This is a genomic window from Microbacterium psychrotolerans, from assembly GCF_031085295.1.
GTDB classification, from domain to species: Bacteria; Actinomycetota; Actinomycetes; order Actinomycetales; family Microbacteriaceae; genus Microbacterium; species Microbacterium psychrotolerans.
The window spans coordinates 892,176-918,584 of sequence record NZ_JAVFWO010000002.1 but is presented as its reverse complement, the minus strand read 5'-3'; the positions used below and the strand labels follow the sequence as shown (position 1 = coordinate 918,584).

The following is a 26,409-nucleotide window of genomic DNA, read 5'->3' as shown; positions in this document are numbered from 1 at the left end:
GATGGCCGCTGACAACCCCGCCGACTTCGACGAGTTCGAAGACACCGGCGACGACCACCTCGCGGAGAACCTCGCCGCGCTCGACGACGATCTTGCCGAACAGCGTGCCGCGGCGCTGCGCGCCGGTCTCGAGGACTACGACCTCGACCCGGAGGACGCCGAGCTCCTCGAAGGGCTGGTGCGCGGCGAGGACGGCATCGAGTTCCTTCCGGCGCTGCCCGTCGTCGCCATCGTCGGCCGGCCGAACGTCGGCAAGTCCGCCCTCGTGAACCGCATCCTCGGCCGCCGCGAGGCCGTCGTCGAGGACACCCCCGGCGTCACGCGCGACCGCGTCACGTACAAGGCGGAGTGGATGGATCGCCGGTTCACGATCGTCGACACCGGCGGGTGGGAGCCCGACGCCAAGGGAATCGACCGCTCCGTCGCCCTGCAGGCCGAGGTCGCGATCGACCTGTCGGACGTCGTGATGTTCGTCGTCGACGCGATGGTCGGCGCCACTTCGACCGACGAGCACGTCGTGCGCCTCCTCCGCAAGGCCGGCAAGCCCGTCTTCCTCGTCGCCAACAAGATCGACGACGCCCGTCAGGAGCCCGAGGCCGCAGCACTGTGGAACCTCGGCCTGGGCGAGCCGTACCCGGTCTCGGCCATCCATGGCCGTGGCGTCGCCGACCTGCTCGATGAGATCGTCAAGGTGCTGCCCGACGTGTCGGCGGTCGCCAAGCATGAGATCGGCGGCCCGCGCCGCGTCGCGATCCTCGGGCGCCCGAACGTCGGAAAGTCGTCCCTTCTCAACAAGGCCGCCGGCGAGGAGCGCGTCGTCGTCAACGAGCTCGCCGGCACGACCCGCGATCCCGTCGACGAGATCGTCGAGGTCGGCGGCAAGCTGTGGCGCTTCGTCGACACCGCCGGCATCCGTCGCCGCGTGCACCTGCAGCAGGGCGCGGACTTCTACGCGTCGCTGCGCACGTCGGCCGCGCTGGAGAAGGCGGAGGTCGCCGTCGTGGTGCTCGACGTCACCCAGCCGCTCAGCGAGCAGGACGTACGCATCATCGACCTGGTGCTGGAGTCGGGGCGCGCGCTCGTGCTCGCGTTCAACAAGTGGGACCGCCTCAACGACGACGACATGGACGGGCAGGACCGCCGTCGCTACCTCGAGCGCGAGATCGAGCAGGACCTCGCGCACGTCGCCTGGGCACCCCGTGTGAACATCTCGGCGCGCACCGGCCGTCACCTCGACAAGCTCGTGCCGGCGCTCGAGACCGCGCTCGAGTCGTGGGATCAGCGCATCCCGACGGGAAAGTTCAACGCCTTCCTCTCCGAGCTCATCGCCGAGCACCCGCACCCCCTGCGGGGCGGCAAGCAGCCGCGCATCCTGTTCGGCACCCAGGCGTCCACGCGCCCGCCGACCTTCGTGCTGTTCACGACGGGCTTCCTCGACCCCGGCTACCGCCGCTTCATCCAGCGCCGTCTCCGGGAGCTGTACGGCTTCGAGGGAACCCCTATCGTCATCAACATGCGGGTGCGCGAACGCCGCCAGCGCTGACACCGAGCGCTGCGATCGTGCGGCTGACGGATGCCGCCGGCCGCGGCTGGGCGCACGGGCCTCGAGCCTTCCCGCAGCGCGCCGGCGCTGCGTGAACAGCGCGGGGGACCGTCACCCGCTGGTGCGGCGCGCGAGCGCCGGCCGCACCATGGCGCTCTGGTCGGGCTCGGCGAAGCCGAACTGCCGGTACAGCCCGTGGGCGTCGCCGGTGAACAGCGTCCAGCGCATGTCGGCGCCGGGCCCGTCGTCGATCATGAGCTGCAGCAGCCGCTTGCCGAGCCCGTGGCCGCGGTGGGCCTCGAGCACGAACACGTCGGCGAGGTACGCGAAGCCGACGCCGTCGGACACCGCGCGGGCGAACCCGACCTGCTCGCCGGTGTCGCTCCGGTACGCGCCCACGACGCGCCAGGCGTTGCCGATCTGGGTCTCGACGTCGGCACGTGTGCGCCAGCGCCCCCAGTAGGCCTCCGTCGACAGCCAGGCCCACACGACGTCGTGCTGGATGCGGGCGGGGTCGTCGTCGAGGTCGTAGTCCATGGCGTCCATTCTGACGAGTCCTCTCGTGACGAGCGGCGGTCCGGTCCTCGGCCGGTGGCTCGGTGGTATGACAGGCTGGCGGTGAACGAAAGGCCGGCACTGTGACGATCGAGCCCCCCGCCCCCGGTGAGCCCCGGCGCCCTCACGGGCCGCGCGACCCGGGCGACGCCTGGGTGGTCGCACCCACGGGGGAGCGCTACTGGGGTCGCTTCGGCGCTGCCGGACTGCTCGCAGTGGATGCCCAGCGAGGGGTGCTGTTGCAGCACCGGGTCTCGTGGAGTCACTTCGGCGACACCTGGGCGCTCCCGGGAGGAGCGCGCCACGAGGGCGAATCGGCGTGCGATGGAGCCCTCCGCGAGGCCGCCGAAGAGGCCGGCGTGCCGGACGCCGCCGTGCAGCCGCGCGTGCTGAGCGTGTTTGACCTCGGCTACTGGAGCTACACCACCGTCGTCGGCGATGTCGTCCAGCCCTTCGAGCCCGTCATCAGCGACCCCGAGAGCCGCGAGCTGGCATGGGTGCCGGTCGCCGAGGTCATCGGCTATCCGCTGCATCCCGGTTTCGCCGCATCATGGGAGGCGCTGCGCGGTCTCGTCGACGTCCGGCCGGCCGTGATCGTGGACGTCGCGAACGTCATGGGCTCGGTGCCCGACGGCTGGTGGAACGACCGCCCAGCTGCAGCCAGCCGCCTTATCGCCCGGGTCGTCGAGCTCGCGCAGCATGGCGTGCCGGCATCCGCTCTCGAACTCCCCGAGCACACCTGGTACCCCGAGTGGACCGCGGTCGTCGAGGGCCAGGCGCGTTCGGTGGCGGACGTCGACGGCGTCGACGTGGTGCGGGCCCAGGCATCCGGTGACGACGCGATCGTCGTGGCCGCCGAGCAGGCGGTCGCGCGCGGGCGCCTGGTGACGATCGTCACGAGCGATCGCGGACTGGCGGAGAGAGCGACGGATGCCGGGGCCGCCGTCCGCGGCGCACGCTGGCTGCTCGACCTGCTGCCCGCCTCCTGATCCCCCGACGCGCGGCGCGGATCACGCTACGGCCGCGCTCGCCCCGGTCTCGTCGACACGTGCGAGGTCGCTGAGCACGTCGAGGCGCGCGATGGCGTGAATCTCGCGGGGCCGAGCGCCGTGCGCGGATCGCGCACGTGGGCCGAGTACCTGCAGGGCCGGGTCGCGGTGCCCACCGCGGCATGACACGCGGCGCGTCGGCGGCACTCAACGGTCCTGGCCGCGCAGCCGGTCGATCTCGCGGCGTTCCCGCTTGGTCGGCCGGCCGGCTCCGCGGTCGCGCTGCGCCATCACCGGGGTGGGATCGCGCGGGGGCGTGCGGTCCTCCATGGCGGTGGCGACCAGCGGGGCGCCGACCCGCTTGGAGATCGGCTGCTTCACGACGAGCATCCGGTCGAAGCCGTCAATGCGCACGCGGATCTCGTCGCCGATCCGCACCGGCTGCGCCGCTTTCGCGCGCTCGCCGCCGACGCGCACGTGGCCGGCGCGGCAGGCGGTGGTCGCGGCCGACCGGGTCTTGTAGACGCGCACCGCCCACAGCCAGGCGTCCACACGCACCGCCTTGCCGGCTGTCGAGGAGTCGGTCATGCGGTCACCACCGGCGTGGGGATCGGTCGCCGCGCGTGGACACTGACGAGCACGCCAGCGACGATGAGTCCCTGTCCGAGGCAGTACGTCAGCATGACGAGCGGGCTCGTCCAGTCCGGCATCACGTCGGGCAGGAACAGCCGGAACGCGAGCACCGAATCCGAGGCGAGGAAGAACACGCTGCCCCACACGACCAGCGGGTGGCATCGGGATGCCGCCACCGCCGTGCCGCCGAGCACGACCCCGTAGAGCGCGACGGCGAGGGCGAGGCCGCCGAGGTGCGGCCACAGCACCGCGAGGAGCACGATCCACCACACGGCGTAGACGGCTGCCCAGGGCGGCACGCGCCGGACCGCGAGCATCCGCCAGAAGAGCCAGATGTAACCGAGGTGGGCGAGTCCGAAGAAGAGCAGCATGGCGGGCACGGTGGGCAGCCACGGCAGGAAGGTGCCGGCGCCGTCACCGAGCCAGGACAGCCCGAGCGCCACGACGAGGAGCGTCTGCGCACGGGTCCAGCCGGAACCGCTCGTGCCCCACGCGACGGCGACGACGAGGAGCGGCATCAGCGCGAGCTTCGTGGGCCCGGCGATGGCCGTCGCGCCCACCGCGAGAGCCGTCACGTGCACGAGGGACACCGCGATGTACGGCACGAAGCCGAGCCACAGCCGACGCATGGTCCTCCTCGAGATGCAGGCCGACCATCATCGTCGCACGCCGGAGGCCGCTGCGAACGCGAGTGGACGCGGCTCACTCCGCGAGCTCGAGTGAGACGATCGCGAGGTGGGGCTGCGGGCGGGCGACCTCGCGGAAGCCGGCCTCCTCGAACGTGGACAGCACGCCGTGGTAGAGGTCGTTGACGGGGATCTTCTTGCCCGCGCCGGGATCGAGCGGGTACGCCTCGATGACACGTGCGCCGCTGGTGCGGGCGTAGTTGATCGCCGCGTCGAGGAGACGCGCGTTGAGGCCCTGCTTGCGGTGGTCCTTGCGGACCACGAAGCAGCTCACCGTCCACACCGAGTCGTCGTCCCACGGCTCTTCGGAGTGCGCGGTGATATTGCGGGTGCGGCCGATGCGCACCTGGCGCGTGCGGGGTCCCACCCGCACCCAGCCCGCGGCCTCGCCGTCGACGTAGGCGATGAGGGCCGGTGGCGGCCCGGCGTCGATCTCGGTGCGCAGCCGCCCCTCCCGCTCCTCGCGCGATGTCTTCTGCCACTCGCTGTTCGGCATCATCCACCACTGGCACTGGCAGCCGTACCCGTCGCCCCCGCCGCTGAGGGCGTGCTGGGCGTCGTCGAAGCGATCTGCGGTGGCCGGTTCGATGGTGATCGTGGTCATGCCGCGACGCTAGTGCCTCCCGCTGACACCGGCAAAGGACCGACAGGTGCCACGCCCGGGCGCCACACCGGTTCGCGAGGCCACCGCGGAGCGGGTAGGATGGGGGAGTTGTCCGCGCGCAAGCGAGGGCATCGGGATGTGGCGCAGCTTGGTAGCGCACTTGACTGGGGGTCAAGGGGTCGCAGGTTCAAATCCTGTCATCCCGACGGAAAAGCCCTGATGAGGATTCGCTCCTCATCAGGGCTTCGTCGTTTCCGTCATCCGTCCCGCGCGGTCAGAGCACGCTGGCCAGCTGGTCGAGATCGTCGTTCGGCAGTTCGTCGGCGACGGCGGCGACCGCCGTGCTCACCAGGCGTGCGCGGCCCGAGATGACGTTGAGGAACGCCGTGTCGGCGGCATCCCTGCCGGTGGCGATCCTCACGAGAGTCGATCGCGGCGCCAGCGTCGTCGCATCGACCGCCCGCCACGCACGGTCCACCCATGCCTCGGCGACCGCGTGGAAGTCCATCGGGTCGAGGCCGGGCGCGTAGACCGCGACCGACCTCGCCGGCACCCCCTGGGCGCGCAGCAGCGCCACGCACAGGTGGGAGTAGTCGCGGCAGACGCCGCGCCGGGCGAGCAGCGTGCGCACCGCGCCGTCTGTCGGAAGGGAGGAGCCCGGCATGTAGCTCAGGCGCGTGCCGACCCACGACGACACCGCCGTCAGCAGTTCGGCGGCACCCCGGATGCCGCGGAACTCCGCGGCAGAGGTCTCGGCGAGCTCGTCGGACTCGGAGTACCTGCTGGGGCGCAGGTACGTCAGCAGCTCCACGTCGTCGCGGGCCATCGGCTCGGCCTCGCCCTCGATGGTCGCCTCGTAGCTCATCACGAGCTCGCCGATGCCGCTCTCAACCCGATGGAGGCGCGTGGAGTGCACATCGGTCAGCTCGGCGATCGAGACGGGAGCGCCGTCCAGAGTCGCGGTGATGCGCTCCCTGCTCAGTTGGTAGACGCCGGCCGCCGCGATCGAGAAGACCAGGTCGGCGGGCTCGGTGATGTCGAGGACGATGGTGCTGGTGGCCGTGCGCTGCATCTGCCCAAGCCTGCCCTGATCGCCGCGAGAAAGCGAAAATGCCGGGAAATGCTCAGGTCCAGGCGCTGTCGATCGGGATGTCGTGGCCGAGCACGTTGACGGCCGCGCGGTGGCCGGAGTACACGGCCGCGGTCACCGTGGCTGGATCCTCGGTCCAGGTCGCTTCCCCGGCGAGGTGCAGGACGCCGCCGATCGGCGTCGCGAGATCGTCGTGGTCGGATGTCATCGACCCCACGGTCATGTAGGCATACGACCCGTGCGACCATGGGTCGTCCTGCCAGTCGGTGACGTGCACGTACGTGGGCTTCTCGACGCGATCCCCGTACAGACGCCGCAGCTGCACGAGGATCGACTCGACGATCTCCTCCTCGGCCCAGTCGCGTGTCTCGACGGCCGCAGGTCCCGCGGCGAACGTCAACAGCGTCGGGGTCTCGTGCAGCGCGGTGAGGTCGTACCACGAGTGCCACCATCGGCTCTCGGGCCCCTGCTGCCGGATGGCGTAGACGCCGTCGTCCCAGAACCTGGTCGGGAAGCGCAGGAACACCTTCTCGAAGGCGTTCATGCGCAGCCGGGCCAGAGCGCCGGCGACCGGCTCGGGCAGCGCAGGCTCGATGACGAAGTCATCCGACTGCAGCACCCCGACCGGCACCGTGACGACGGCGGTGTCGGCGGAGAACGCGCCGTGGTCCGTCGTGACGACGACCCCGTCCGCCGACCACTGCACACGGGAGACGACATGGATGAGACGGATGTCGATGCCCTCGGCCAGCCGCCGCGGGAGGCGGTCGTACCCGTCGGGGAACACGACCTCGTCGCCGTCGATCGAGTCGTCGTCGAGGCCGTGGGCGGCGAGATCCTCGATCCAGGCCCCGTACTGCTCCTCGGAGCGGTGCTCCAGGTACTCGCGCACGCGCTCGGTCCGTTCGGCGTCCCACCCTTGTGCGGCGAGCGCGGTCTCGGTGGCGTCCCGATAGGAGGCATCAGGAGCGGATGCGGCGACCACCTCGAGCAGGGCGGCGTCGAGCGCGTGGATGTCGTCGACGAACGCCCGCGCGGCGGCATCCGTCAACCGAACGCCGTCGGGGCCGTAGTACGCGATCGGACGGCTGTCGGGCTGGAAGCCCCCGACGGTGAACTCGACCATGCGCATGCCGAACGCCTCGGCCGCGGCGGCGACCGGGGAGTCTGTGATTCCGTGGATCCAGGACGCGCCCATATCGGTGACGAGCCCGAAGCGGCGGTCGGTCGACACCCGGCCCCCGACGCGGTCGCGCGCCTCGAGCACGACGACATCGCGCCCGGCCTCGACGAGCAGACGTGCCGCGATGAGGCCCGCGACCCCCGCGCCGACGACGATCGTGTCGAAATGGTCCATGTGCACCGTCCTCCCGCTCGCGCAGCACCGCGCGCTCCGACGCTATCGGCACGGCGCCGAGGGCGCGAACGGTATTCGGCCGAGACACCGCTCTACCCCTCGTTGAGGGCCAGTGGGACGATGAACCATGGCGACTGGGGCCGAGCACCGCGACGACACCGGCGACGCCCGCACTGACGCGGCCCTCGCCCGCAGACTGCAGATCCTTGCGACCGAGCATTGGGGATTGCTCGCGGCGCGCAGCACCGCGCAGAACGAGGTGCTCACCCGTATCAGCATCTACCTCACGTTGGTGTCGGCGGGGCTCGTCACCATCGGCCTGCTCGGCCAGGCCACCCAGTTCCGATCGTGGTTCCCGGTCGCCGCGCTCGCGATCCTCGGCTTCCTGACCGTCGTCGGCCTGCTGACACTGATCCGCATGCTCACGGTCTCGGAAGAGGACATGATGTTCGTCGTCGCGATGAACCGCATCCGGGGCGGCTACGCAGACGTCGACCCGACGGCGGCCGAGTACTTCCTCGCCTCGACCCACGACGATTTCGTGGGAATGGCCGTCACGTATTCGTTCCTCCGGCATCGCGGCGGGTTCGAGCAGGTGCTGGGCTCGTCCCTGATCATGAGCGCCCTCGTCACGGGGTCGGTGGGCGGGATGTTCGCCGGCGGCCTGTGCGCGGCGCTGGGCATGCCGACCGGCGGGGCGGTGACCATCGGCGTCGTCGTGGGGCTGGCGATCGTCGCCACCACCGCCTGGTACGGGGGCTACCGCTTCAGGGGCGCGTGGCAGACCTACACCCCCAGGCGACCGAGCTCGGGGCCGCCGGCGCAGTGGGGATCGCGCTGAGGTCACCCCCGCGCAAGACCGTGAGAGTGTGGTGCGCGTGGCATCGTCTGCTCCGCTCCCGTCGCACGGCCCGGCTCTCGTCATCCGCCAGCAAGAGCGAGCGGATGCCGAGGCCGACCTCGAGCGCTCGGTCGAACTCCTGAGGGACGTCGCCACCGGCGTGATCGCACAGGATCGCGTCGTGCGCGTGCACGCCCCCGCGCCCACGGTCGCGATGAGCCGCCGCGAGAGCCGCCTGCCCGGATTCATTACCGCGAGCCGGGCGTCCATCGCGCACGGCTTCGCGCCGGTCATCCGTCCTACCGGAGGCCGGGCCGTCGCGTACGACGAGACGTGCATCGTGTTCGACGTGATCCAGCGCGAGGAGGACGGCGCGATCGATCAGGCGCGGTTCTTCCGGGAGATCGGCGGTGCGCTCGCCGCAGCGCTGCGTGGGCTCGGCGTCGACGCGCGGGTCGGCGATGTGCCGGGGGAGTACTGCCCGGGCGAGTTCAGCATCAACGCGCGAGGTGCGGTCAAGCTCGTCGGCACCTCGCAGCGGGCGGTGCGCGGCGCCCGGCTGCTCAGCGGGATGCTGCCGCTCGCCGGGGTCGAGCGGTTCGCCGATGTGCTCCTCGAGGTGAACGCGGCTCTCGGACTGGAGTGGGACCCGGCGACCTTCGGGAGTCTCGGCGCGGAGACGTCGGGGCTCCCGCGCACCACGGCCGAGGACGCCCTGATCGCGGCGCTCGCCGGAGGCTGATCGGGTCAGCCGCCGGTCGAGCCGAGCGGCTGCGGGATGCCGCCGCCGGCGGGACGGAGTGTGCGGGCGTAGTCCTCCTTGAGCACCGCGAGGTGGAACCAGGCCTCGACGTTCGCCACGCCGGGGATCGCCCGGATGCGCTCGAGGCTCGCGTACAGGGCGCCGGCGGAGGGCTCGACCAGCGTCGTGACGACGTCGAAGCGGCCGAGCGTGCGCGCGGCGAAGTCCACGCCGCGCCAGGTGCGCAGGGCCTCGGTCACGCGGTCGTCCGCCCCGGCGAGGTTGAGGCCGACTCCCATCGAGAGCTGCCGGTGCACGAGCCCGCGTGCCTCGACGGCGCTGATCTTGATCACCCCGCCGTCGACGAGCCGCTGCACGCGCGTTGTCACCGCCGACGGCGAGAGCCGCACGGCCTCGCCGAGCGCTCGGTAGCTCTTGCGGCCGTCGCGCTGCAGCTGCTCGATGAGGGCGGTGTCGATGGCGTCGATGGTGACGTCGCCGTGGTATTCCGAGACGAAGAACCCCTTGACCACGTCGGTATAGATGAGGGTGTTGATGTCGGCCACACCCGGGAGCGCACGGATCTGTGCGAGCAGGTCGTGCAGGGCGGGCATGGACCCCAGTCGCACCTCGGTCACGAGGTCGTGGGCGCCGCCGACGGCCGACACGAGCACCGTCTCGCTGAGCCCGCGCAGGTGCTGCGCGACGGGCTCGACGCCGCCGCGGGTGCGGATGGAGACGTGCGCGAGCACGTGCTGTCCGAGGAACACCGGGTCGACGGCGGCGACGACCCGCACGGTGCCGTCGGCCAGCATCGCGCTCAGGCGCGACGAGACCGCGGCGCGCGACTGACCCAGGCGGCCGGCGAGGGAGTGAATGCTGGCGCGGCCGTCGATCTGCAGCTCGCGGATGAGTTCGGCGTCGAAATCCATCCCGATCCTCAATTTCGTCGATTTTCCCGAGATCGCACGCTGTCGTGCGCAGAAATCGAGTCTAGGGCGGATTTCGCCGGACGTGACGCGGTGTTCTGTGCACACCAGCGCACAGAACACCGGTCACAAGCGCTCACTGCTGGAGTTCTGCCCTTGCCTGCCGCATCCGATCGTCCCTAGCATCCAATCCATCCCGACACATCCGCAAAGGAGCGGCCATGACCACGACCAGCAGCAGGGCGCGGCGCGCAGGAATCGCCGCGTTCGTGGGGACCACCATCGAGTGGTACGACTTCTACGTCTACGCGACCGCCGCGGCGCTCGTGTTCGGACCGCTGTTCTTCCCCAGCGGCGACCCGCTGGCCGAGACGGCGGCGGCGTTCGCGACGTTCGCCGTGGCGTTCCTCGTCCGCCCGCTCGGCGGCATCATCTTCGGGCACATCGGCGACAAGCTCGGGCGGCGCGTGTCGCTCGTCATCACGCTGCTGCTGATGGGGATCTCCACCGTGCTCGTGGGCTGCCTGCCGACTTACGAGACGATCGGCATCGTCGCGCCGATCCTGCTCATCCTCCTGCGGGCGATGCAGGGCCTCGCCGTCGGCGGAGAGTGGGGCGGCGCCGTGCTGATGAGCGTCGAGCACGCACCGGCCGGCAAGAAGACCTTCTACGGCGGCTTCACGCAGCTGGGCAACCCCGCCGGCGCGCTGCTCGCCTCGGGCATCTTCGCGATCATGTCGCGCTTCGGTGACGACTTCATCATGAACGGCGGATGGCGCATCCCGTTCCTCCTGTCGATCGTGCTCATCGCCGTGGGCTTCTGGGTGCGCTACCGCGTCGAGGAGTCGCCGGTGTTCGAGCAGAAGGTGGAGGGGCGCAAGCAGAGCATGCCGCTCGCCTACGCCCTGCGCGTCAACTGGAAGCCGATCCTCCTCGGCATCGGCGTGCTGCCGATCTCGACCGGCGGGTACTACCTCGCGACGACCTTCGCGACCGCCTACGCCACGAGTGAGCCGATCAGCATGAGCCCGCAGCTGATTCTCGACGCCATGACCATCGCGTCGTTCATCGAGTTCGTGGTGACCCTGCCGGTCGCATGGCTCGGCGACAAGTGGGGCCGCAAGAACGTCATGTACATCGGCCTGGTGACATCTGTGCTCACCTTCGTGCCCTTCATGCTCGTGCTGCCCGGCAAGGTCGAGCCGGTGATCTTCCTGCTGGCGTCGCTCGTGCGCATCGCCATGAGCGCCACCTACGCGCCGATCGCCGCGATACTCGCGCAGATGTTCCGGCCGCAGGCGCGCTACACGTCGATCGCGCTGTCGTACGGCGTCGGCGCCGCGATCTGGGCCGGATTCTCGCCGTGGTTCGCCACGCAGCTCATCGCGTGGACGGGCAGCATCTGGTCGGTCATCGCGATGTTCACCGGCATGGCGATCCTCGCCGGCATCTGCACGTGGCTCGCACCGCAGCACTCGGACGAGGCGCCCGTGACGGACTCGTTCACGCCGCGCACCGACACCACGACGGCGCGGACCGCCTGAGCCCGGCTCGGCACCGCCCGGCACGACCGACCCTGAGGAAGACATGCGCAAGCTCGCCCCGTTCGACCGCCCCGCGCAGCAGACCCCGCGTCTGCTGACGGCCGCCGCGATCCACACCGTCGATGAGCTCGACCGCACCGCCACGGCGATGCTCACCGACCGCGGGCGGATCGTCGCGATCGGCACGGCGGCGGAGTGCCGGGATGCCGCAGCCGCCGCCGGCCTCGACCCCGAGGTCGTCGATCTCGGCGACGCGGTGGTCGTGCCGGGGTTCGTCGACGCGCACGCCCACCCGCTCATGTACGGGCAGCTCATGACGTGGGTGGACTGCGGACCCGAGAAGGCGGGCAGCATCCCCGAGATCGTGGCGCTGCTGCAGGCCGCCGCGGCCGAGCAGCCCGCGGGACGGCCGGTGCGCGGGTACGGCTACGAGCACCGGAACCTGGCGGAGCAGCGGCATCCGACGCGGTTCGAGCTCGACGCGGTCGCGAGCGATCGCGAGGTCTACCTCATGAACGCGTCGGGGCACGGCGGGGTCGTGAACTCGTACACGTTCGCGCAGAACGGCATCGATCGCGACACCCCGAACCCCGACGGCGGCGAGATCTTCCGCGACGCCGACGGGGAGCTGACCGGGGAGATCTCGGATGCCGCGTGCAACATGCTCACGGGCGTGCACGGCGTGAAGATCGGCCACCACGGCCCGAACTTCCACCTCGCCGACGAGCCGGAAGAGCATCTGCGTCAGCTGGATGCCGCGACGCAGCGCTTCCTCGCCGGGGGAGTGACGACGCTCGGCGACGCGCAGGTGTCGCGCCGCGAGTTCGACATGTACCTGCGGCTCGCCGAGGCCGGGCGGCTGGAGCTGCGGGTGTCGATGTACCTGCTCTCGCATCTGCTCGACGAGGCGCTCGAGATGGGGCTGGTCGGCCAGTTCGGCAACGCGCACCTGAGCTTCGCCGGCATCAAGCTGTACGCCGACGGCACGCTCGGCGGGTGGACGGCGTACTTCCCCGACGGCTACGTCGGCGACCCGTGCCGCACCGGCCAGCTGTACCACGAGCCCGCCGAGTACACCGAGCTCATCCGCAAGGCGCACGCCGCGGGGCTGCAGACGGCGACGCACGCGCAGTCCCCGACCGCGATCGAGATGGTCGTGTCGGCGATCGAGGCGGCGCTCGCCGAGCGCCCCGACGACGATGCGCGCCACCGCATCGAGCACTGCGGGCTGCCGACACCGGAGCAGATCCAGCGGATGGCTGCGGCCGGCATCCGTCCGGTGAACCAGACCCAGCACTACTTCAACTGGGGCGAGGGGGTCGAGCAGGCGATCGGCACGCCGGGGGAGCGGTTCAACCCCATGGGTGAGTTCGAGGCGGCGGGGGTGCCGTTCACGATCTCGTCGGACGCGCCGGTCGCCGAGCCCATCCCGCTCGAGGCGATCCAGACGGCCGTGACGCGGGTCACTCGCCGTGGGCACAAGCTGGGGCCCGACGGCCTGCGCGTGTCGGCGCGCGCCGCACTGCGCGGGCACACGATCGAGGGGGCAGTGTCGCTCGGCCGTGAGGACGACCTCGGCTCGCTCGAGGTCGGCAAGCACGCGGACTTCGCTGTGCTCGGCGGCGATCCGCTGGCCGTGGATGCGTCGGAGATCTCGCGGATCCCGGTGCTCGAGACATGGGTCGGCGGCGTGCGCCGATTCGCGGCATCCTGAGGCGGGGGCTGGCATGGACGCATACGACGAGATCGCGGCGGCGTACGCCGACACCACCGGTCGGGCCGTGCTCGAGACCGTGCGCGCCTACGGCGTGACAGCGGTCTTCGGCATCCCCGGCACGCACAATCTCGAGCTCTACCGGCCGCTCGCAGACCTGGGCCTGCGCGCGGTCACCAATCGCCACGAGCAGGGCTCGGGGTACGGTGCCGACGGCTGGGCGCAGCAGACCGGGCTGCCGGGTGTGGTGATCACGACGTCAGGTCCGGGGCTGCAGAACGCCATGAGCGCCATCGGCACGGCGTTCTGCGAATCCCGGCCGCTGCTGGTGATCTCGCCGGGCGTGCCGCTCGGCGCCGAGTTCCAGGACGTCGGCACGCTGCACGAGACGAAGGACGCGACAGCCATGGTCGGCGCGATCGCCGAGTGGTCGCGGCGCGTGACGAGCGGAACGGATGCCGTCGACGCCGTGCACGACGCCTTCGCGCTGTTCCGCACCGGGCGCCCCCGCCCCGTGCACATCGAGATCCCGCTCGACGTGCTGGAGGCGGCCGCCGACGTTCCCGCGGCGGCACGGGCGGCGCGTCCGTTGCCGGTAGCCGTCCGCGGCAACGCCGACGCCGTGCGCGAGGCGGTCGCGCTCCTGACTTCGGCCCAGCGGCCGGTGATCGTGGCGGGCGGCGGCTCGACCCGCGCCGGCCGGCAGGTGACCGCGCTCGCGGAGCGGCTCGGAGCGCCGGTCGTCACGACCCTCAACGGCAAGGCGACCGTGGACGAGCACCACCCCCTCTCGCTCGGATCGAATCTGCGGCTGGAGTCCGCCCGCCGCGTCGCCGAAGACGCCGACGTGCTCGTGGTGCTGGGGTCGAAGCTCGGCGAGGCCGAGCTGTGGGCGCCCCGGCTCGAGGCTCGCGGTGCGGTCGTGCGCGTCGACATCTCGGCCGAGCAGCTGCACAAGAACCTCGATGCCACGGTCGGCATCGTCGGGGAGTGCGCCGCGGTCGTCGAGGAGCTGCTGTCGGGTATTCCCGCAGCACCGCGCCCGCCTCGACACCTCGCGGATGAACGCGCCGCGATAGCCGACGAGACCCGTGCCGCGCTGCCCGACACAGTCGAGCTGGCGAAGGTGATCGCCGCCGCGCTGCCGCATGACGCCATCGTGGCGGGGGACTCCTCGCAGATCGTCTACATGGCGCTCGCCAACGTGCTGAGGCAGTCTGCGCCGCACTCGCTGCTGTACACGCCGACCTACGCGACGCTGGGCTACGGCCTGCCTGCGGCGATCGGCGCACGCGTGGCGCAGCCGGCCGAGGGCGCACGACCCGTCGTCGCGGTGGTCGGCGATGGGGCGCTCATGTTCAGCGTCAATGAGCTCGCCACCGCGGTCGAGCAGCGGCTCGACCTGACCGTGGTGTGCGTCGACAACGGCGGGTACGCCGAGATCAAGCAGAACGAGGTGGACCGCGGCATCCGTCCGGTCGGCGTCGATCTCGTTCAGCCCGACTGGGTGGCGCTCGCCCAGGCGTTCGGTGCCACCGGGCGACGCGCCGAAACCCACGATGAGATCACGTCGGCGCTCGCCGCAGCGCTCGCCGCAGGCGGCGTGCAGCTGGTCCACATTCCGCAGACGAGCAGCGTCCCGAGCGCCGCGTCGTCCACTTCGAAGGATGAGTCATGACCGAACACCGGCCCGTCGGCCCCGTCGACGCGTCCGTCCATCCCCGCTACGCCGGCATCGCGACGTTCGCGCGGTTGCCGCGCATCGAAGACGTGCCGCGCGCCGACATCGCGATCGTCGGCATCCCGTTCGACACCGGCGTCAGCTACCGCCCCGGCGCTCGCTTCGGCCCTTCGCACGTGCGCGACTCGTCGCGGCTGCTGCGTCCCTATAACCCGGCGCAGGACGTGTCGCCCTTCGCCGAGGCTCAGGTCGTCGACGCCGGTGACATCCCCGCGAATCCGTTCGACATCGGCGCGGCGGTCGCCGAGATCGAGCAGGCCGCCCTCGACCTGGGCTCCCGGGTCGAGCGCATCGTCACGGTGGGCGGCGATCACACGATCGCCCTGCCGCTGCTGCGCGCCGTCAACCGGAAGCACGGCCCGGTCGCCGTGCTGCACTTCGACGCGCACCTGGACACCTGGGACACCTACTTCGGCGCGCCCATCACGCACGGAACGCCGTTCCGGCGCGCGAGCGAGGAGGGACTGATCGACCTCACGGCCAGCTGCCACGTCGGCACGCGCGGACCGCTGTACTCGAAGCGGGACCTCGACGACGACGAACGGCTCGGGTTCTCGATCGTCTCGAGCGTCGACATCGAGGAGCGCGGCATCGAGGCGGCGGTCGAGCGCGTGCGGCGTCGCATCGGCGACCGGCCGCTGTACATCTCGATCGACATCGACGTGCTCGACCCTGCGCATGCTCCCGGCACCGGAACGCCTGAGGCCGGCGGCATGACGAGCCGGGAACTGCTCCGGATGCTGCGTGCCCTGAGCGACCTCGACATCGTGGGGGCCGACGTGGTCGAGGTGTCGCCGGCGTACGACCACGCGCAGCTGACGGGCATCGCCGCGAGTCATGTCGTCTATGAGTTCGTGACGCTGATGGCCGCCCGGATCGGCGCCGAGCGGAACGGCGGAGAGCAGGGCTAGCGCGGTCGCACCCCGTCTGCAACCCCCTGCCCGGGGCGCCGCGTGCGTTCCAGGGTGGAAGCACATGCAGAGGAGGACGCCATGAGCGGCTATGCAGATGATGGGCGGAACCCGGAGCAGAACATCGGCGCCGGCGACGCGATGACCGGCGCGACGACGGACGCGGCCACGGGCGTGACGCGCGACGCGACGACGGGAGCGACGACGGATGCGACCACGGGTGTGACGCGAGACGTGACGAGCGGTGTGACGCCCGGCGAGACGCCGAGCGCGATGTCGGGCGCCACGACCGAAGCCCACGAGTACAACGCCACGACGGATCACGAAGTGATCCGCAGGTGGGCCGACGACCGCCACGCCACGCCGGCCACGGTGGGCGGCGCCGAAGGCGACGGCATCGTCGGAGAGCTCCGTCTGGACTTCGACTTCGGCAACGACCTCGAAGACCTGCGGGCGGTCACCTGGGACGAGTGGTTCGCCGCCTTCGACGAACGCGGCGACCAGTTCGTCTACCAGGACACCACGCGCGCCGACGGGTCGCGCTCGAACGACTTCCACCTCGAGGAGCGGCGAGCGCGCTGAGCCGGACCGGGGCCGCGCGGGAAGACGCCGGCCCCGGTACGCGAGACTGGGCGCATGGGTTTCACGCGCGCAGAGCTGCAGACGTATCGCGGGCGCAGCATCCCCGACCTGATGCCCCCGCATCCGCGGCTCGTGTTCGTCGGGATCAACCCCGGTCTGTGGACCGCCGCGACGGGGGTGCCCTTCGCACACCCCGGCAACCGCTTCTATCCGGCCCTCGTCGAGGCCGGGATCATCCCGCGGATGCCGCACATCGACGTCGACGGCATGGCCGAGGCCGACCGCCGCATGATCCTCGACGCCGGCATCGGGATCTCGAGCGTCGTGCGCCGCGCGACCGCGCGGGCGGATGAACTCACCCCCGCCGAACTACGCGACGGTGCGCAGCGGCTCGCGCGCGACGTCGCCGGCTGGAACGCGCGCGTCGTCGCGGTCGCCGGCCTCACCGCCTACCGGCAGGGATTCGGCAAGCCGCGGGCGGTGGCCGGCCGCCAGACGGAGAGCCTCGGAGGCGCTGAGCTCTGGGTGGTGCCGAACCCGAGCGGCCTGAATGCGCACGCCACGGTGGCCACCTTGGCGCAGGCCTACGCGGAACCGGCGCGCGCGGCCGGGGTGATCGCGTGAGCGCCGACACCGGCGAAGCGATCCCGGAGGCGCGCGCGCGGCCGGGCACCCGTCGCCGTGTGATCGCCGCCGTCCTGCTGGTCCTCACGATCGCCGCGGGGCTCGTCGTGCACGCTGCGCTGCCCGACAGCAGCGCGACCGACATCGCCGGGGACGCACTCTACGCCGTCGCCGCGTACCTCGCCGTCGTGCTGGTCGCACCTCGGATGCCTGCACCCGCCGTGGGCGCCGTGGCCATGCTGTGGTGCGTCGGCGTCGAGCTGTTCCAGCTCACCGGCCTTCCCCTCGCGTGGGGCGCCGAGTTCGCCCCCGCGATGCTCCTGCTCGGGACGGTCTTCGACGGGCGCGACCTCGTCGTGTACATCGCGACCATCGCGGTCGCCACCGTACTCGACGCGGTCATCCCCTCGCGCACTCGTTCCGCTCGCTGACAGACGTCGGAGGGTCGGCGTTTCACGAAGCAACGGGACGGATGCCGCGACGTCAGGCGCCGGCATCCGATTCGGCGTCCGTCGCACGGGCACGGGCGACGACGATCCCGCGCTGCGAGGCGGGGAACCGGTCGAGCATCGCGCGCAGCTCGGCGCTGTCGACGTCGGCGCCGAACGCCTCGGCGCCCGGCTCCAGCATGATGCCGGCGGCGAGCGGACCGGCGACCACCGGATCGAATCCGAGATCGTCGACGAGCCGGGTCACCAGCGCCACGTCATCGGCGCGGTCCCCCGCGACGGCGATCGCCTTCCGCCCGGGAGCGCCGGCGGGGCGGGCCTCTTCGTCGAGGTCGCGGTAGCCCATGTGGTTGAAGGCCTTGACCACTCGTGAGCCCGGGAGGAAGCGCTGCACGGTCTCGCTGGTCGAGGTGCGCAGGTCGCCGAAGTCGGCGCGGAGCCCGTCGACCTCCCACCAGTAGTTCATGGCGTCGATGACGAGGGCGCCGTCCAGCGCGTCGACCGGAAGGGTGCGGTGCTGGGGGAGCGGCAGCGCGAGGATGACCGCGTCGGCGTCGCGCGCGACCACGGATGCGGCGGCGGGGACCGCGCCCGGAGCCGCAGCGGTGAGGGTGGCCGCGATGCGCGACGGATCGCCCGATCCCGCCACGAGCACCTCGTACCCGGCGGCGACGGCGAGGCGTGCGAGCACCTGGCCGACGCGTCCTGCGCCGATGATGCCCAGGACGTGGATGGTCCGGTCGGCTTCGCGGCGGTCCGGCGCATGCCGCGGATCTCGGCCGTCACTGCTCACCGGCCCAGGCTAGTCACCGACGCGCAGTTGCGGCATCCGTCCCCGCACCCGACCATGGGGGGATGGGGGATGCCGAGACCGACGGCCCGGCTGCGGACGCGCTTGCGGCGCCGGACGCACAGCCGACGGCTCCCGCGCCGGCCGGTCGGCCGTGGCGCGTCTGGCTGCTGGCCGCGCTCGCCGCGGTGATCGTCGCCGGCGGGCTGGCGGCGGCGTGGCTGCTGCAGCCGCCCGTCACCGAGGCATCCGCTCCGCCGTCGCCCTCGCCGACCCGCACGGCGACCGCGGAGCCCAGTCCGACGCCGACGCCGACCCCCACACCGACGCCCACCGGCTTCCCGGCGAACTCGGCGGGGTACGACGTGACCACCCTGCCGCAGGTGAACGTGTTCGCCGTCATTCCCGGGCTGGCCGTCGACGACGCCGCATTCACCGCTCCACTGCCCCTGCGCGCGGTCGCGCTCGGAGTCGGTGCGCCGGTGTGGGCCGACCCGACTGCGCAGCCGGTCGCGTATCTGCCGCACGAGTACCCGTACGACGGCACCGCCGTGCCGGTCGTCGAGGAGCAGGAGCACTGGGTGAAGGTGCTGCTGACCGGGCGGCAGGCGGTGCCGTCGCAGGGCAATCCCGCCCAGGTCGCCGGCTGGCTGCGCAAGAGCGACGTCGAGCTGGCGCCGAACGACGCGACCGTCGTGGTGAGCATCTCGGGGCGCACGATCGACATCGTCCGCGGCGGCGTTGCCGAGCGGGTCGCGACGGACTTCGCCTGGGGCACGGATCGCACCCCCACGCCGATGGGGCGCGCGTTCATCATGACGACCCGCGTCGTGCCCGAATACGGCTACACCCGCGGATACCCGATCGTGTACCTGTCGACACAGTCGCCGACCATGGATGGCTTCGGCGGAGCGGATGTCGCGGTCGCGGCCTTCCACTACCACGATGACCGGTCGGGGCCCATCTCGAACGGCTGCCTGCGGGTCGATCCCACGGCGATCACGAAGCTCGCCGAGCTGCCCCTGGGAACACCGGTGATCGTCAATCCGTGACGGGTGCGTCTGCGCCGGCGGTCACGCGCTCCGGGAGCGGGTCAGACGAACGGTCGGGAGACGTCGATGATGCGGCGGAGGCACAGCTCGACAGCGGCACCGGCCGCCAGCTCGGCGCGGCCTCCCGCTTCCGGGGTGCCCAGCGCGCTCTGATAGTCGGCGAGTGCCTCGCTCGCCCCGCGGAACCGGTCGGATGCCGCCGGGTCGCCGAGAGGGGTGGCGATGAGGTCGGCTGATTCCCGGATCGCGCGGGCGAGGCGGTCGCGCACCGCACCGGTGATCGCGACGTCGTCCGACGCCTGCAGCTCGACCAGCAGGTCGATCAGGTCGCGCGTGAGGAACGCCGTGCGCTCGAGCGCGCTCATGCGGCGGGCGTTCTCCTCGCGCTCGTCCTGGTGGCGCCGACGGCGAGGATTCGCGCGGGCGCTCTCGTCCGCTTCATCGACGACCTCGGTGACCGCCGACCGGGTCCGGCCGAGTTCGTCCAGCGCCTCACGGAAGCGGTCGGGATCCAGCCGGTCCTCGGCGACGGCATCCGCCGCGTCGCGCAGCAGTCCCGTGACGGCGTCTCGCAGCGCCGACAGCCGCTCGCTCGCACGGCGGAGGTACAGAGGAGGCACGACGATGAGATTGACCGCGATGCCCACCACCACGCCGAACGCCGTTGTGCCGAGGTATGAGATGGAGAAGCCCTCCGGATCGCCGCCTGCGGCCAGCAGCACGAACAGCGCCGCGAGGGCGACCCAGTCCCCGCCGGCGCCGAGCAGCCGCCATCCGCCGAGCAGCACACCGACGCCGATGACCGCTCCCAGCACCACACCGCCGGGGACCCCCAGCCGGAGTGCCGCGATGCCGCAGAGGCTGAGGGCGATGCCCAGGGCGAGTCCCATCAGCACCTGCACACCAACTTGAGCGGACCGGGCGATGGTCGGGTGCATGGTGACCAGCGCGCCGAGCGGGGCGTAATAGGAGTACTGGTCCTCGGTGAACGGGATGAGCGGTGCCAGGTACCACGCCAGCACCGCCGCCAGCGAGGTCTTGACGGCCAGCAGCAGGCGCGGCTGATCGGCGAGGCGCGCGGTGTACGAGACCGCACGGCGCAGCGGCCGGGTGTGCTCGGCGATGGCGGCCTCCCTCCCGTCGGTCGCAGGCCAACGTACTCGTTCCCGGCATCGGGCTCAGCGGGCTTGCGCCCGTCGGTGTGCACAGGTAACGGCCCTCGGGAGGTGGCCGGCAGGCCTCGACCGGGTCACCCGTGCGATGCTGGAAACACCCATCGATCAACCCGGAGGATCCTCATGCAGCAGCGCGCACTCGGCCGCACCGGACGCGCGGTCTCGGCGATCGGGCTCGGCACCTGGCAGCTGGGCGCCGACTGGGGCGCGGTCTCCGAGGAGGATGCGACGTCCGTGCTCGCGGCATCCGTCGACAACGGCGTCACGCTCTTCGACACCGCCGACGTCTACGGCGACGGCCGCAGCGAGTCGATCATCGGGCGCTTCCTCGCCGCCCGACCCGGCCACGGCATCACCGTCGCCACCAAGATGGGCCGGCGCCTGGCGCAGGAGCCCGAGAACTACACGCCAGAGAACTTCCGCGCGTGGACGGATCGGTCGCGGCGCAACCTGGGTGTCGACACGCTCGATCTCGTTCAGCTGCACTGCCCGCCGACCGCGGTGATCGAAGACGACGCCACCTACGACGCGCTCGACGACCTCGTCGCCGGGGGAGCGATCGCCGCGTACGGCGTGTCGGTCGAGACGTGCGCACAGGCGCTCGCGGCCATCGCGCGGCCGAACGTGACCAACGTGCAGATCATCTTCAACCCGTTCCGGCTCAAGCCGCTCGACGAGGTGCTTCCGGCAGCAGAGGCGGCGGGCGTCGCCATCTTCGCTCGCGTGCCGCTGGCCTCGGGGCTGCTGTCGGGCAGGTACACCGCGCAGACGACGTTCGCCGCCGACGACCACCGCACGTACAACAGGCACGGCGAGGCGTTCGATCGGGGCGAGACGTTCTCGGGCGTCGACTTCGAGACCGGCGTCCAGGCGGCCGCCGAGCTCGCGGGCGCCCTGCCCGACGGCGTGACGCTGCCCGCCGCGACCCTCGCGTGGATCGCCTCGCAGCAGGGGGTGACGAGCGTCATCCCTGGCGCCCGCAACGTGCGGCAGGCCGAGAGCAACGCGGCCGCCGGTGCGCTCCTCGCCGCTTCTGCTCAGGGGTTCGACGTCGCCGCGTTCGACCGTGTCGTGCACGAGGTCTACGACCGCGACCTGCGGGACGCCATCCACCCGCTCTGGTGACAGGATGCCCCGGCCCGGCCAAGAGCGCCGGTCCGGGGCATCCGTTCACTCCATGCCTTACGGTGCCGGGTAGTCGATCACGAACTGCGGGGTGCCCGTGTTCGTGTTGTCGGCCTGGCCGCCGATGCCGTCCACGACGTGCTGGACCGTGCCCGCCGACAGGTTCACCGTCATGATGTGGTGCAGCCGCACGCCGGGCGTCTCCGGTACCTCGAACCCGTTGGCCGTCAGGATCGACGGGTTGTTCTGGTTGAACACGTACACGCCTGCGCCGTCGAGGCGATGCGTCGTGACGCCATCGGCGACCTTGTACCCGGGATAGCCGAGCGTGCCGTTCGGCTGCGTCCAGTCGGCCTGCGTCGGCGGGTCGTACGGCAGCTCGTTCTGGTACAGCACGACGCGGCCGTTCTCGCCGTTCCAGAGCGTGTTGTACGTCTGGAAGTGCTCGACGAACAAGCCCGTCGCGGTCACGTCGTCGCCGTTGACGATGACGCCGGTGGTGCCGGTGTTGGTCTGCCACCGGTCCGTGTCGCCGTTGACGCCGTTCGTGAAACCCTCGACGCCGTGGTCGCCGCGCCACACCCAGGTGTGGTCGATGAGCACGTCATCGGCGTTCACCTCGAGCGCCGTGGTCGCCTTGCCGATGTGCGGCCCGCCGACGCGGAAGTACACGTCGCTGAGCGTGATCGGGTTCGCCGGGTCGAGCACCTTGTCGCTGTCGGCCGCGCCCACGCGCAGCAGCACGGGCGAGAGCTGGGTGCCCGCATCGATCGTTACGCCCGCGATGACGATGCCTTCGGCATCCTTCACCTCCAGCGGCACCGCACCGCCCACCGCGGTGAGGGTCGCGTGCCCGAGTCCGAGCACCACGGTGTCGGCGCGCTTGACCTTGATCGTCTGAGCGACGTCGTACACGCCGGGCGTCAGGATCAGGTGCTGGCCGCGTGCGAGCGCGTTGTTGATGTCCTTCACCGAGTCCGCCGGGGTGGCGATGTAGAAATCGGTGATCGGGATGCTGCGCCCCGCGGTCTCGCCGTCGGCCCAGGTGACGCCGCTCGACTCGTGCTGTGCAGCCGGCACGCGGACGCTGTAGCGGCCGTCGGCGTCGACGTACAGGTACGGCTTCTCGCGGCTGACCGGCGTCGTATCGAGCGTCGTGTACGGCGGGTTCGGGAAGCCGGCGTCGTCCGGTGCACCGACGACGCCCGAGAACACCTGGTTCCAGACGGCGTTCGACCAGTTCGCAACCTCGCTGTTGCGGATCAGCCACTGCTGCTGCGAGCCGTTGATCACGTTCGGCAGGCGCGAGTCCGCGATGAAGCCACCGCTGGCGTACTGCGGCCCGGCCGTGCAGTAGTCCATCAGCGACAGGTTGCCGCCGGCGACGTCGAGACGTCGCATCGAGACCGCCTGCGACACCGCCCAGAAGTCGGTGCCCGTCCGGCAGCCGCGGTCCGCGGCCTGGATGTCGATCGACAGGTTGGCGATGGTCCGCCAGAAGTTGACGAGAGCGAGGCAGTTGCCGGTGCCGCCATCGGCGAGGCAGCGGTTGTAGACCTCGACGGCGCCGTGAACGGTGACGTCCTCGGGTGACGCGCCGAGGCCCGCGATCTCGGTGTAGTAGCCGACCTTCACCTGCAGCGGATCCGCGGCCGACCCGTACTCGCCGGGCAGGAAGTAGACCGCCTGGCGCTCGGTGCTCATCTCGGCGTCGACCTGCCGAGCGTGCAGGGCGTCGAGATCGGCGCGGATGTCGGCGACGGGCGTGTCGGGGGAGTAGATCGTCACGTTCGGTCCGAAGTCGGGGTGGAACGGGTCGACCGTGCGCGGCGGAGCCGCGGTGGCGGGCGTCGCCAGCAGTGCGCTCGCGATCAGTGCGGTGCCGGTCGCGAGCGCCGCGATGCGTGCGGTGCGAGCGGCACGCGTTGTCGGCGCCACGAGGCGGGGAACGGGGGCGGGCATGGGGAGTCCTCTCCGTTGAGGGAGTGCACGGCGGGGATGCCGATTACTTACTGGAATGTAACCAAACGTGGGAGCGGTCTCAAGCACCAGTTTCGGAGAGCGTTTGCTCGTGTCGTCAGAAGTCGAGGCGCATCACGAGCCGCCGCTTCGTGGGATGCGACACCTCGCGGAAGCCGGCCGCGAGGAACGACCCGACGGGCCCGACGTTGAGTTCGTCCCAGATCACGTTGCCGCCCCCGGTCAGCATCGGGTAGCCCTCGACGGCCGCCGCGCCGCGCGAACGGGCGTGTTCGGCGGCCGCGGCGACGAGCGCGTACGTGAGGCCCTGACGGCGGTAGCCCTTGCGCACGATCATGCAGGCGATCGCCCAGACGGTCTCGTCGTCGGGGTCTTCGTGTCGTCCCTGCCACGGCACGGGCGATCCTCGGACGCGTCCGTAGACTCCGCGGCGGTCCACCGCGCACCATGCGACGGGCTCGTCGTCCTGGTAGGCGACGATGCCGATCGTCTCGGTCGCGCGCGGGTCGTCGCAGTGGGTCTCGGCGCGCAGAATGGCGGCGCGTTCCGATTCGGGCATGTACCACCAGTCGCGATCGCCGAGGCGCTGGCGCTGGCACTGGCAGCGCCCGGCGACGCCCGTGAGGATGGCTTGCAGGTCGTCCCACGACGCCTCATTGGCGGGCACGACGCGCAGTCCGTCCATGTCGGCAGGGTAGCGCCGCCCGCCGACACGGCGGGAGTAGGGTGGCGCTTGTGCCCCTCGCCCCTCGCGTCGCCGTGGTCATTCCGTGCCGGAACGACGCGGAATATCTCGATGCGTGCCTCGCCGCGCTCGCGGTGCAGACGCACCCCGCCGACGTCGTGATCGTCGTCGACAACGCCAGCACGGATGCCTCGGCCGCCGTCGCACGCGTCTACGACGCGGTCGTCGTGCCCGAGTCGTCGATCGGTATCTGGCCGGCTGCCGCGCGCGGCTACGACGAGGCGCTGGAGCGGGCGGACATCATCGCGCGGCTCGACGCCGACTCGCGCCCGCATCCCGACTGGATCGCGAAGCTGGTCCGTGCCTTCGTCTCGGACCCCACTCTCGGCGTTCTCACCGGAGGTGCCGAGTTCTACGGCGGCACGCCGCTGCAGAACTACCTCGGCGAGCGCTGGTACATCGGCGGCGGCCACTACTGGATCAAGAAGTGGCTCGGTATCCCGCTTGTCTTCGGGTCGAACTTCGCGATGCGCGCGCAGGTGTGGCAGCGGGTGCGCGAACACGTCGACCGCGACAACGCCCGCATCCACGACGACCTCGACCTGACCATCCGCCTGAGGCCGTCCGACGGGGTCCGGTACGACCCGCAGCTGCGCATGCCCGTGTCGGCGCGTCCGGTGCAGACCCTGTCGGGCCTGTCGCGCCGGGTGTTCAAGGTCGCGTCGACCTTCGCGGTGAGCTGGCCCGAGGGTGCCAGGTGGCGCCGTGCGCAGCCGTCGGCCGGTACGGCATCCTCCGCCGAGTGGGTTCCCGACGGAGACGACTGGGCGGCCGAGTACGGGCGCTGACGTGGCGGCGGAGTGCGGGCGCTGACGCAGCGGGTGCGGGCCGGCGCTGACATGGCGGCAGAGCACGGGCGTTGATGCCGTCGCACCGGTCTGCGCCCGCGCTGCACCGAATGGGGGTCGTCGCACGTTTGTCAACCCCCAGTCGTCGCCGCTCGGTGCGGACTTAACCTCCGGCGTGGGAGGGGTTTTCGTCGTTGACGAATCCATCCCGGACGCGAGAAGGACGGCGACCCGAGGGTGGAGTAACCCGAATACCCGCCCCCGGGTCGCTTCTCGCGACGGCGCGGAGAAATCGCTGGCGCGAGGTGTCAGAACAGGGGCGCGCCGGCGACGACGTACACGCCCGCGGCGAGCACGAGGACGTTCACTCCGACCGTGCCCCAGAACGCCCGGCGGAACGAGCGCTTGCACGTCTTGTGTCGGAACAGCTGCTGCGCGACGAGCGCTCCGGGCCAGCCGCCGATGAGTCCGAGCAGCAGCAGGGTCTGCTCCGGGATGCGCCCCGCACCGCGGCGGGCGGCGGACTTGTCGATCCCGTACGCGGCGAAGGTCACGAGGCTCGCGGCGCCATAGAGCGCCGGCACCCACCACGCGAGTCCGAACACGAAGCAGGTGACCGCGAACGCCGCGGCGAAGACGACGAGCGTGATCCAGCTGAGCGCCGGCGGAAGCGGCTTCGAGAGGTCGCGGCCCGGGCGGTCCGGCGTGGCGAGGGAGGGCCGGGGGCGCGCGTTCGACATGCGCTTGATCCTATGGGGGACGCCCGGCGTACGGTGTCAGCATGCATGAGCTCACCGAAGAGGCGCTGGTGGCGGCATCCGTGGATGTTGTGTGGCGCGAGTTCACGATCGCCGACCTGCTCGCCGAGTGGTTCTGGCCGCCCCGGTTCGAGACGACCGCGGTCGTCGAGGTGCGCGAGCTGGGTCGCTGGGAGGTGCGGTCGGAGCCGGCCGACATCGCCGTGGAGGCCACCGTGCTGACGTTCGAGGCGCCGCGCGTGCTGCGACTCGGGTGGCGGTGGGCGGGGGAGGAGCACGCCACCGACGTCGAGATCGCGCTGGAGTCGGCAGCGGATGCCGCGACGCGCGTCATCGTGCGCCAATCCGGATTCGCGAGCGGCGAGGAGCGCGACCAGCACATCGACGGTTGGTCGAGCTGCCTGCAGCGCCTGGTCGACCGGCACGGTGGGGCTCCCGGCGAGCACCTGTGATGCGTGTCGC

The 26,409-nt window shown here is 71.4% G+C and carries 27 protein-coding genes and 1 tRNA gene; 16 read left to right on the top strand and 12 right to left on the bottom strand.

What is annotated here, in order from left to right:
* Window position 1 precedes the first annotated feature (1 nt).
* Entirely contained in the window at window positions 2-1,543 is a 1,542-nt protein-coding gene (gene der / locus Q9R08_RS09095) for a ribosome biogenesis GTPase Der (protein ID WP_308867646.1), read from the top strand.
* A 111-nt stretch (window positions 1,544-1,654) separates the two neighbouring features.
* On the opposite strand, the gene Q9R08_RS09090 is transcribed toward der, so the two are convergent.
* Window positions 1,655-2,080, bottom strand: coding sequence for a GNAT family N-acetyltransferase (locus Q9R08_RS09090; RefSeq protein ID WP_308867645.1), 426 nt, complete (start codon window positions 2,078-2,080; stop codon window positions 1,655-1,657).
* Window positions 2,081-2,181: 101 nt separating this feature from the next.
* On the opposite strand from Q9R08_RS09090, the gene Q9R08_RS09085 reads away from it, so the two are divergent.
* Window positions 2,182-3,087 carry an NUDIX domain-containing protein gene (locus tag Q9R08_RS09085; RefSeq protein ID WP_308867644.1) on the top strand — a complete coding sequence of 302 codons (906 nt, stop codon included), beginning with the start codon at window positions 2,182-2,184 and terminating at the stop codon, window positions 3,085-3,087.
* Between the two features lie 207 nt (window positions 3,088-3,294).
* Here the strand turns inward: Q9R08_RS09085 and Q9R08_RS09080 are convergent, their stop codons facing one another.
* From Q9R08_RS09080 to Q9R08_RS09070, 3 genes are all read right to left on the bottom strand, one after another.
* Entirely contained in the window at window positions 3,295-3,675 is a 381-nt protein-coding gene (locus Q9R08_RS09080) for an RNA-binding S4 domain-containing protein (RefSeq protein WP_308867643.1), read from the bottom strand.
* The gene (locus Q9R08_RS09075; RefSeq protein WP_308867642.1) at window positions 3,672-4,349 is read right to left on the bottom strand and encodes a lysoplasmalogenase; all 678 of its coding nucleotides are present in this window, start codon (window positions 4,347-4,349) and stop codon (window positions 3,672-3,674) included. Before Q9R08_RS09075 ends, Q9R08_RS09080 begins: the two co-directional genes overlap by 4 nt.
* Window positions 4,350-4,422: 73 nt before the next feature.
* Window positions 4,423-5,010 (bottom strand): GNAT family N-acetyltransferase, encoded by a 588-nt coding sequence (locus tag Q9R08_RS09070; RefSeq protein WP_308867641.1) that lies wholly within the window; start codon window positions 5,008-5,010, stop codon window positions 4,423-4,425.
* Window positions 5,011-5,142: 132 nt separating this feature from the next.
* On the opposite strand from Q9R08_RS09070, the gene Q9R08_RS09065 reads away from it, so the two are divergent.
* Window positions 5,143-5,216, top strand: a tRNA-Pro gene (locus tag Q9R08_RS09065).
* 68 nt (window positions 5,217-5,284) lie between these two features.
* On the opposite strand, the gene Q9R08_RS09060 is transcribed toward Q9R08_RS09065, so the two are convergent.
* Together Q9R08_RS09060 and Q9R08_RS09055 are read right to left on the bottom strand one after the other, a co-directional pair.
* Window positions 5,285-6,082 carry a transglutaminase-like domain-containing protein gene (locus Q9R08_RS09060; RefSeq protein WP_308867640.1) on the bottom strand — a complete coding sequence of 266 codons (798 nt, stop codon included), beginning with the start codon at window positions 6,080-6,082 and terminating at the stop codon, window positions 5,285-5,287.
* Between the two features lie 52 nt (window positions 6,083-6,134).
* Window positions 6,135-7,457 carry a flavin monoamine oxidase family protein gene (locus tag Q9R08_RS09055; RefSeq protein WP_308867639.1) on the bottom strand — a complete coding sequence of 441 codons (1,323 nt, stop codon included), beginning with the start codon at window positions 7,455-7,457 and terminating at the stop codon, window positions 6,135-6,137.
* 127 nt (window positions 7,458-7,584) lie between these two features.
* On the opposite strand from Q9R08_RS09055, the gene Q9R08_RS09050 reads away from it, so the two are divergent.
* Together Q9R08_RS09050 and Q9R08_RS09045 are read left to right on the top strand one after the other, a co-directional pair.
* On the top strand, window positions 7,585-8,298 hold the full coding sequence (locus Q9R08_RS09050; RefSeq protein ID WP_308867638.1) for a hypothetical protein: 714 nt from the start codon (window positions 7,585-7,587) through the stop codon (window positions 8,296-8,298).
* A 37-nt stretch (window positions 8,299-8,335) separates the two neighbouring features.
* The gene (locus Q9R08_RS09045; RefSeq protein WP_308867637.1) at window positions 8,336-9,040 is read left to right on the top strand and encodes a lipoate--protein ligase family protein; all 705 of its coding nucleotides are present in this window, start codon (window positions 8,336-8,338) and stop codon (window positions 9,038-9,040) included.
* 5 nt (window positions 9,041-9,045) lie between these two features.
* On the opposite strand, the gene Q9R08_RS09040 is transcribed toward Q9R08_RS09045, so the two are convergent.
* On the bottom strand, window positions 9,046-9,972 hold the full coding sequence (locus Q9R08_RS09040; protein WP_308867636.1) for an Lrp/AsnC family transcriptional regulator: 927 nt from the start codon (window positions 9,970-9,972) through the stop codon (window positions 9,046-9,048).
* Between the two features lie 218 nt (window positions 9,973-10,190).
* On the opposite strand from Q9R08_RS09040, the gene Q9R08_RS09035 reads away from it, so the two are divergent.
* From Q9R08_RS09035 to Q9R08_RS09005, 7 genes are all read left to right on the top strand, one after another.
* On the top strand, window positions 10,191-11,513 hold the full coding sequence (locus tag Q9R08_RS09035) for an MFS transporter (protein WP_308867635.1): 1,323 nt from the start codon (window positions 10,191-10,193) through the stop codon (window positions 11,511-11,513).
* A gap of 43 nt (window positions 11,514-11,556) precedes the next feature.
* On the top strand, window positions 11,557-13,227 hold the full coding sequence (locus Q9R08_RS09030; RefSeq protein WP_308867634.1) for an amidohydrolase: 1,671 nt from the start codon (window positions 11,557-11,559) through the stop codon (window positions 13,225-13,227).
* 13 nt (window positions 13,228-13,240) lie between these two features.
* Window positions 13,241-14,905 carry a thiamine pyrophosphate-binding protein gene (locus Q9R08_RS09025; protein ID WP_308867633.1) on the top strand — a complete coding sequence of 555 codons (1,665 nt, stop codon included), beginning with the start codon at window positions 13,241-13,243 and terminating at the stop codon, window positions 14,903-14,905.
* Window positions 14,902-15,879 carry an agmatinase gene (gene speB / locus Q9R08_RS09020; RefSeq protein ID WP_308867632.1) on the top strand — a complete coding sequence of 326 codons (978 nt, stop codon included), beginning with the start codon at window positions 14,902-14,904 and terminating at the stop codon, window positions 15,877-15,879. The genes Q9R08_RS09025 and speB overlap by 4 nt, the downstream gene beginning before the upstream one ends.
* Before the next feature lie 81 nt (window positions 15,880-15,960).
* A complete protein-coding gene (locus tag Q9R08_RS09015) occupies window positions 15,961-16,461 on the top strand; it encodes a hypothetical protein (RefSeq protein ID WP_308867631.1) in 501 nt (166 codons plus the stop codon).
* A gap of 54 nt (window positions 16,462-16,515) precedes the next feature.
* Window positions 16,516-17,085 (top strand): mismatch-specific DNA-glycosylase, encoded by a 570-nt coding sequence (locus Q9R08_RS09010; RefSeq protein WP_308867630.1) that lies wholly within the window; start codon window positions 16,516-16,518, stop codon window positions 17,083-17,085.
* On the top strand, window positions 17,082-17,516 hold the full coding sequence (locus tag Q9R08_RS09005; RefSeq protein ID WP_308867629.1) for a DUF2809 domain-containing protein: 435 nt from the start codon (window positions 17,082-17,084) through the stop codon (window positions 17,514-17,516). Before Q9R08_RS09010 ends, Q9R08_RS09005 begins: the two co-directional genes overlap by 4 nt.
* Window positions 17,517-17,568: 52 nt before the next feature.
* Here the strand turns inward: Q9R08_RS09005 and Q9R08_RS09000 are convergent, their stop codons facing one another.
* Complete coding sequence (locus tag Q9R08_RS09000; RefSeq protein ID WP_308867628.1) at window positions 17,569-18,327, bottom strand: NADPH-dependent F420 reductase; 759 nt, start codon at window positions 18,325-18,327, stop codon at window positions 17,569-17,571.
* Between the two features lie 62 nt (window positions 18,328-18,389).
* On the opposite strand from Q9R08_RS09000, the gene Q9R08_RS08995 reads away from it, so the two are divergent.
* Window positions 18,390-19,376 (top strand): L,D-transpeptidase, encoded by a 987-nt coding sequence (locus Q9R08_RS08995; RefSeq protein ID WP_308867627.1) that lies wholly within the window; start codon window positions 18,390-18,392, stop codon window positions 19,374-19,376.
* Between the two features lie 41 nt (window positions 19,377-19,417).
* Here the strand turns inward: Q9R08_RS08995 and Q9R08_RS08990 are convergent, their stop codons facing one another.
* On the bottom strand, window positions 19,418-20,398 hold the full coding sequence (locus Q9R08_RS08990) for an FUSC family protein (protein WP_308867626.1): 981 nt from the start codon (window positions 20,396-20,398) through the stop codon (window positions 19,418-19,420).
* A gap of 276 nt (window positions 20,399-20,674) precedes the next feature.
* On the opposite strand from Q9R08_RS08990, the gene Q9R08_RS08985 reads away from it, so the two are divergent.
* Window positions 20,675-21,676, top strand: coding sequence for an aldo/keto reductase (locus Q9R08_RS08985; protein WP_308867625.1), 1,002 nt, complete (start codon window positions 20,675-20,677; stop codon window positions 21,674-21,676).
* 57 nt (window positions 21,677-21,733) lie between these two features.
* Here the strand turns inward: Q9R08_RS08985 and Q9R08_RS08980 are convergent, their stop codons facing one another.
* Complete coding sequence (locus Q9R08_RS08980) at window positions 21,734-23,638, bottom strand: glycosyl hydrolase family 28-related protein (protein ID WP_308867624.1); 1,905 nt, start codon at window positions 23,636-23,638, stop codon at window positions 21,734-21,736.
* Between the two features lie 115 nt (window positions 23,639-23,753).
* Window positions 23,754-24,341, bottom strand: a complete 588-nt coding sequence (locus tag Q9R08_RS08975; protein ID WP_308867623.1) for a GNAT family N-acetyltransferase — start codon at window positions 24,339-24,341, stop codon at window positions 23,754-23,756.
* Window positions 24,342-24,391: 50 nt separating this feature from the next.
* Between Q9R08_RS08975 and Q9R08_RS08970 the strand changes: the two genes are divergently transcribed.
* A complete protein-coding gene (locus Q9R08_RS08970; RefSeq protein ID WP_308867622.1) occupies window positions 24,392-25,189 on the top strand; it encodes a glycosyltransferase family 2 protein in 798 nt (265 codons plus the stop codon).
* 308 nt (window positions 25,190-25,497) lie between these two features.
* On the opposite strand, the gene Q9R08_RS08965 is transcribed toward Q9R08_RS08970, so the two are convergent.
* Window positions 25,498-25,929, bottom strand: coding sequence for a DUF1294 domain-containing protein (locus Q9R08_RS08965; RefSeq protein ID WP_308867621.1), 432 nt, complete (start codon window positions 25,927-25,929; stop codon window positions 25,498-25,500).
* Between the two features lie 41 nt (window positions 25,930-25,970).
* Here Q9R08_RS08965 and Q9R08_RS08960 point away from each other — a divergent pair, with 41 nt between their 5' ends.
* Window positions 25,971-26,399, top strand: coding sequence for an SRPBCC family protein (locus Q9R08_RS08960; protein WP_308867620.1), 429 nt, complete (start codon window positions 25,971-25,973; stop codon window positions 26,397-26,399).
* Window positions 26,400-26,409: the final 10 nt, after the last annotated feature.

Coding starts and splice junctions, on each gene's coding strand:
- Q9R08_RS09055 (WP_308867639.1), bottom strand. CDS start 7,457: ATGGACCATTTCGACACGATCGTCGTCGGCGCGGGGGTCGCGGGCCTC.
- Q9R08_RS09060 (WP_308867640.1), bottom strand. CDS start 6,082: ATGCAGCGCACGGCCACCAGCACCATCGTCCTCGACATCACCGAGCCC.
- Q9R08_RS08965 (WP_308867621.1), bottom strand. CDS start 25,929: ATGTCGAACGCGCGCCCCCGGCCCTCCCTCGCCACGCCGGACCGCCCG.
- Q9R08_RS08995 (WP_308867627.1), top strand. CDS start 18,390: ATGGGGGATGCCGAGACCGACGGCCCGGCTGCGGACGCGCTTGCGGCG.
- Q9R08_RS08975 (WP_308867623.1), bottom strand. CDS start 24,341: ATGGACGGACTGCGCGTCGTGCCCGCCAATGAGGCGTCGTGGGACGAC.
- Q9R08_RS09070 (WP_308867641.1), bottom strand. CDS start 5,010: ATGACCACGATCACCATCGAACCGGCCACCGCAGATCGCTTCGACGAC.
- Q9R08_RS09040 (WP_308867636.1), bottom strand. CDS start 9,972: ATGGATTTCGACGCCGAACTCATCCGCGAGCTGCAGATCGACGGCCGC.
- Q9R08_RS08980 (WP_308867624.1), bottom strand. CDS start 23,638: ATGCCCGCCCCCGTTCCCCGCCTCGTGGCGCCGACAACGCGTGCCGCT.
- Q9R08_RS09050 (WP_308867638.1), top strand. CDS start 7,585: ATGGCGACTGGGGCCGAGCACCGCGACGACACCGGCGACGCCCGCACT.
- Q9R08_RS09075 (WP_308867642.1), bottom strand. CDS start 4,349: ATGCGTCGGCTGTGGCTCGGCTTCGTGCCGTACATCGCGGTGTCCCTC.
- Q9R08_RS09030 (WP_308867634.1), top strand. CDS start 11,557: ATGCGCAAGCTCGCCCCGTTCGACCGCCCCGCGCAGCAGACCCCGCGT.
- speB (WP_308867632.1), top strand. CDS start 14,902: ATGACCGAACACCGGCCCGTCGGCCCCGTCGACGCGTCCGTCCATCCC.
- Q9R08_RS08960 (WP_308867620.1), top strand. CDS start 25,971: ATGCATGAGCTCACCGAAGAGGCGCTGGTGGCGGCATCCGTGGATGTT.
- Q9R08_RS08985 (WP_308867625.1), top strand. CDS start 20,675: ATGCAGCAGCGCGCACTCGGCCGCACCGGACGCGCGGTCTCGGCGATC.
- Q9R08_RS09025 (WP_308867633.1), top strand. CDS start 13,241: ATGGACGCATACGACGAGATCGCGGCGGCGTACGCCGACACCACCGGT.
- Q9R08_RS09035 (WP_308867635.1), top strand. CDS start 10,191: ATGACCACGACCAGCAGCAGGGCGCGGCGCGCAGGAATCGCCGCGTTC.
- Q9R08_RS09090 (WP_308867645.1), bottom strand. CDS start 2,080: ATGGACTACGACCTCGACGACGACCCCGCCCGCATCCAGCACGACGTC.
- Q9R08_RS09080 (WP_308867643.1), bottom strand. CDS start 3,675: ATGACCGACTCCTCGACAGCCGGCAAGGCGGTGCGTGTGGACGCCTGG.
- der (WP_308867646.1), top strand. CDS start 2: ATGGCCGCTGACAACCCCGCCGACTTCGACGAGTTCGAAGACACCGGC.
- Q9R08_RS09010 (WP_308867630.1), top strand. CDS start 16,516: ATGGGTTTCACGCGCGCAGAGCTGCAGACGTATCGCGGGCGCAGCATC.
- Q9R08_RS09015 (WP_308867631.1), top strand. CDS start 15,961: ATGAGCGGCTATGCAGATGATGGGCGGAACCCGGAGCAGAACATCGGC.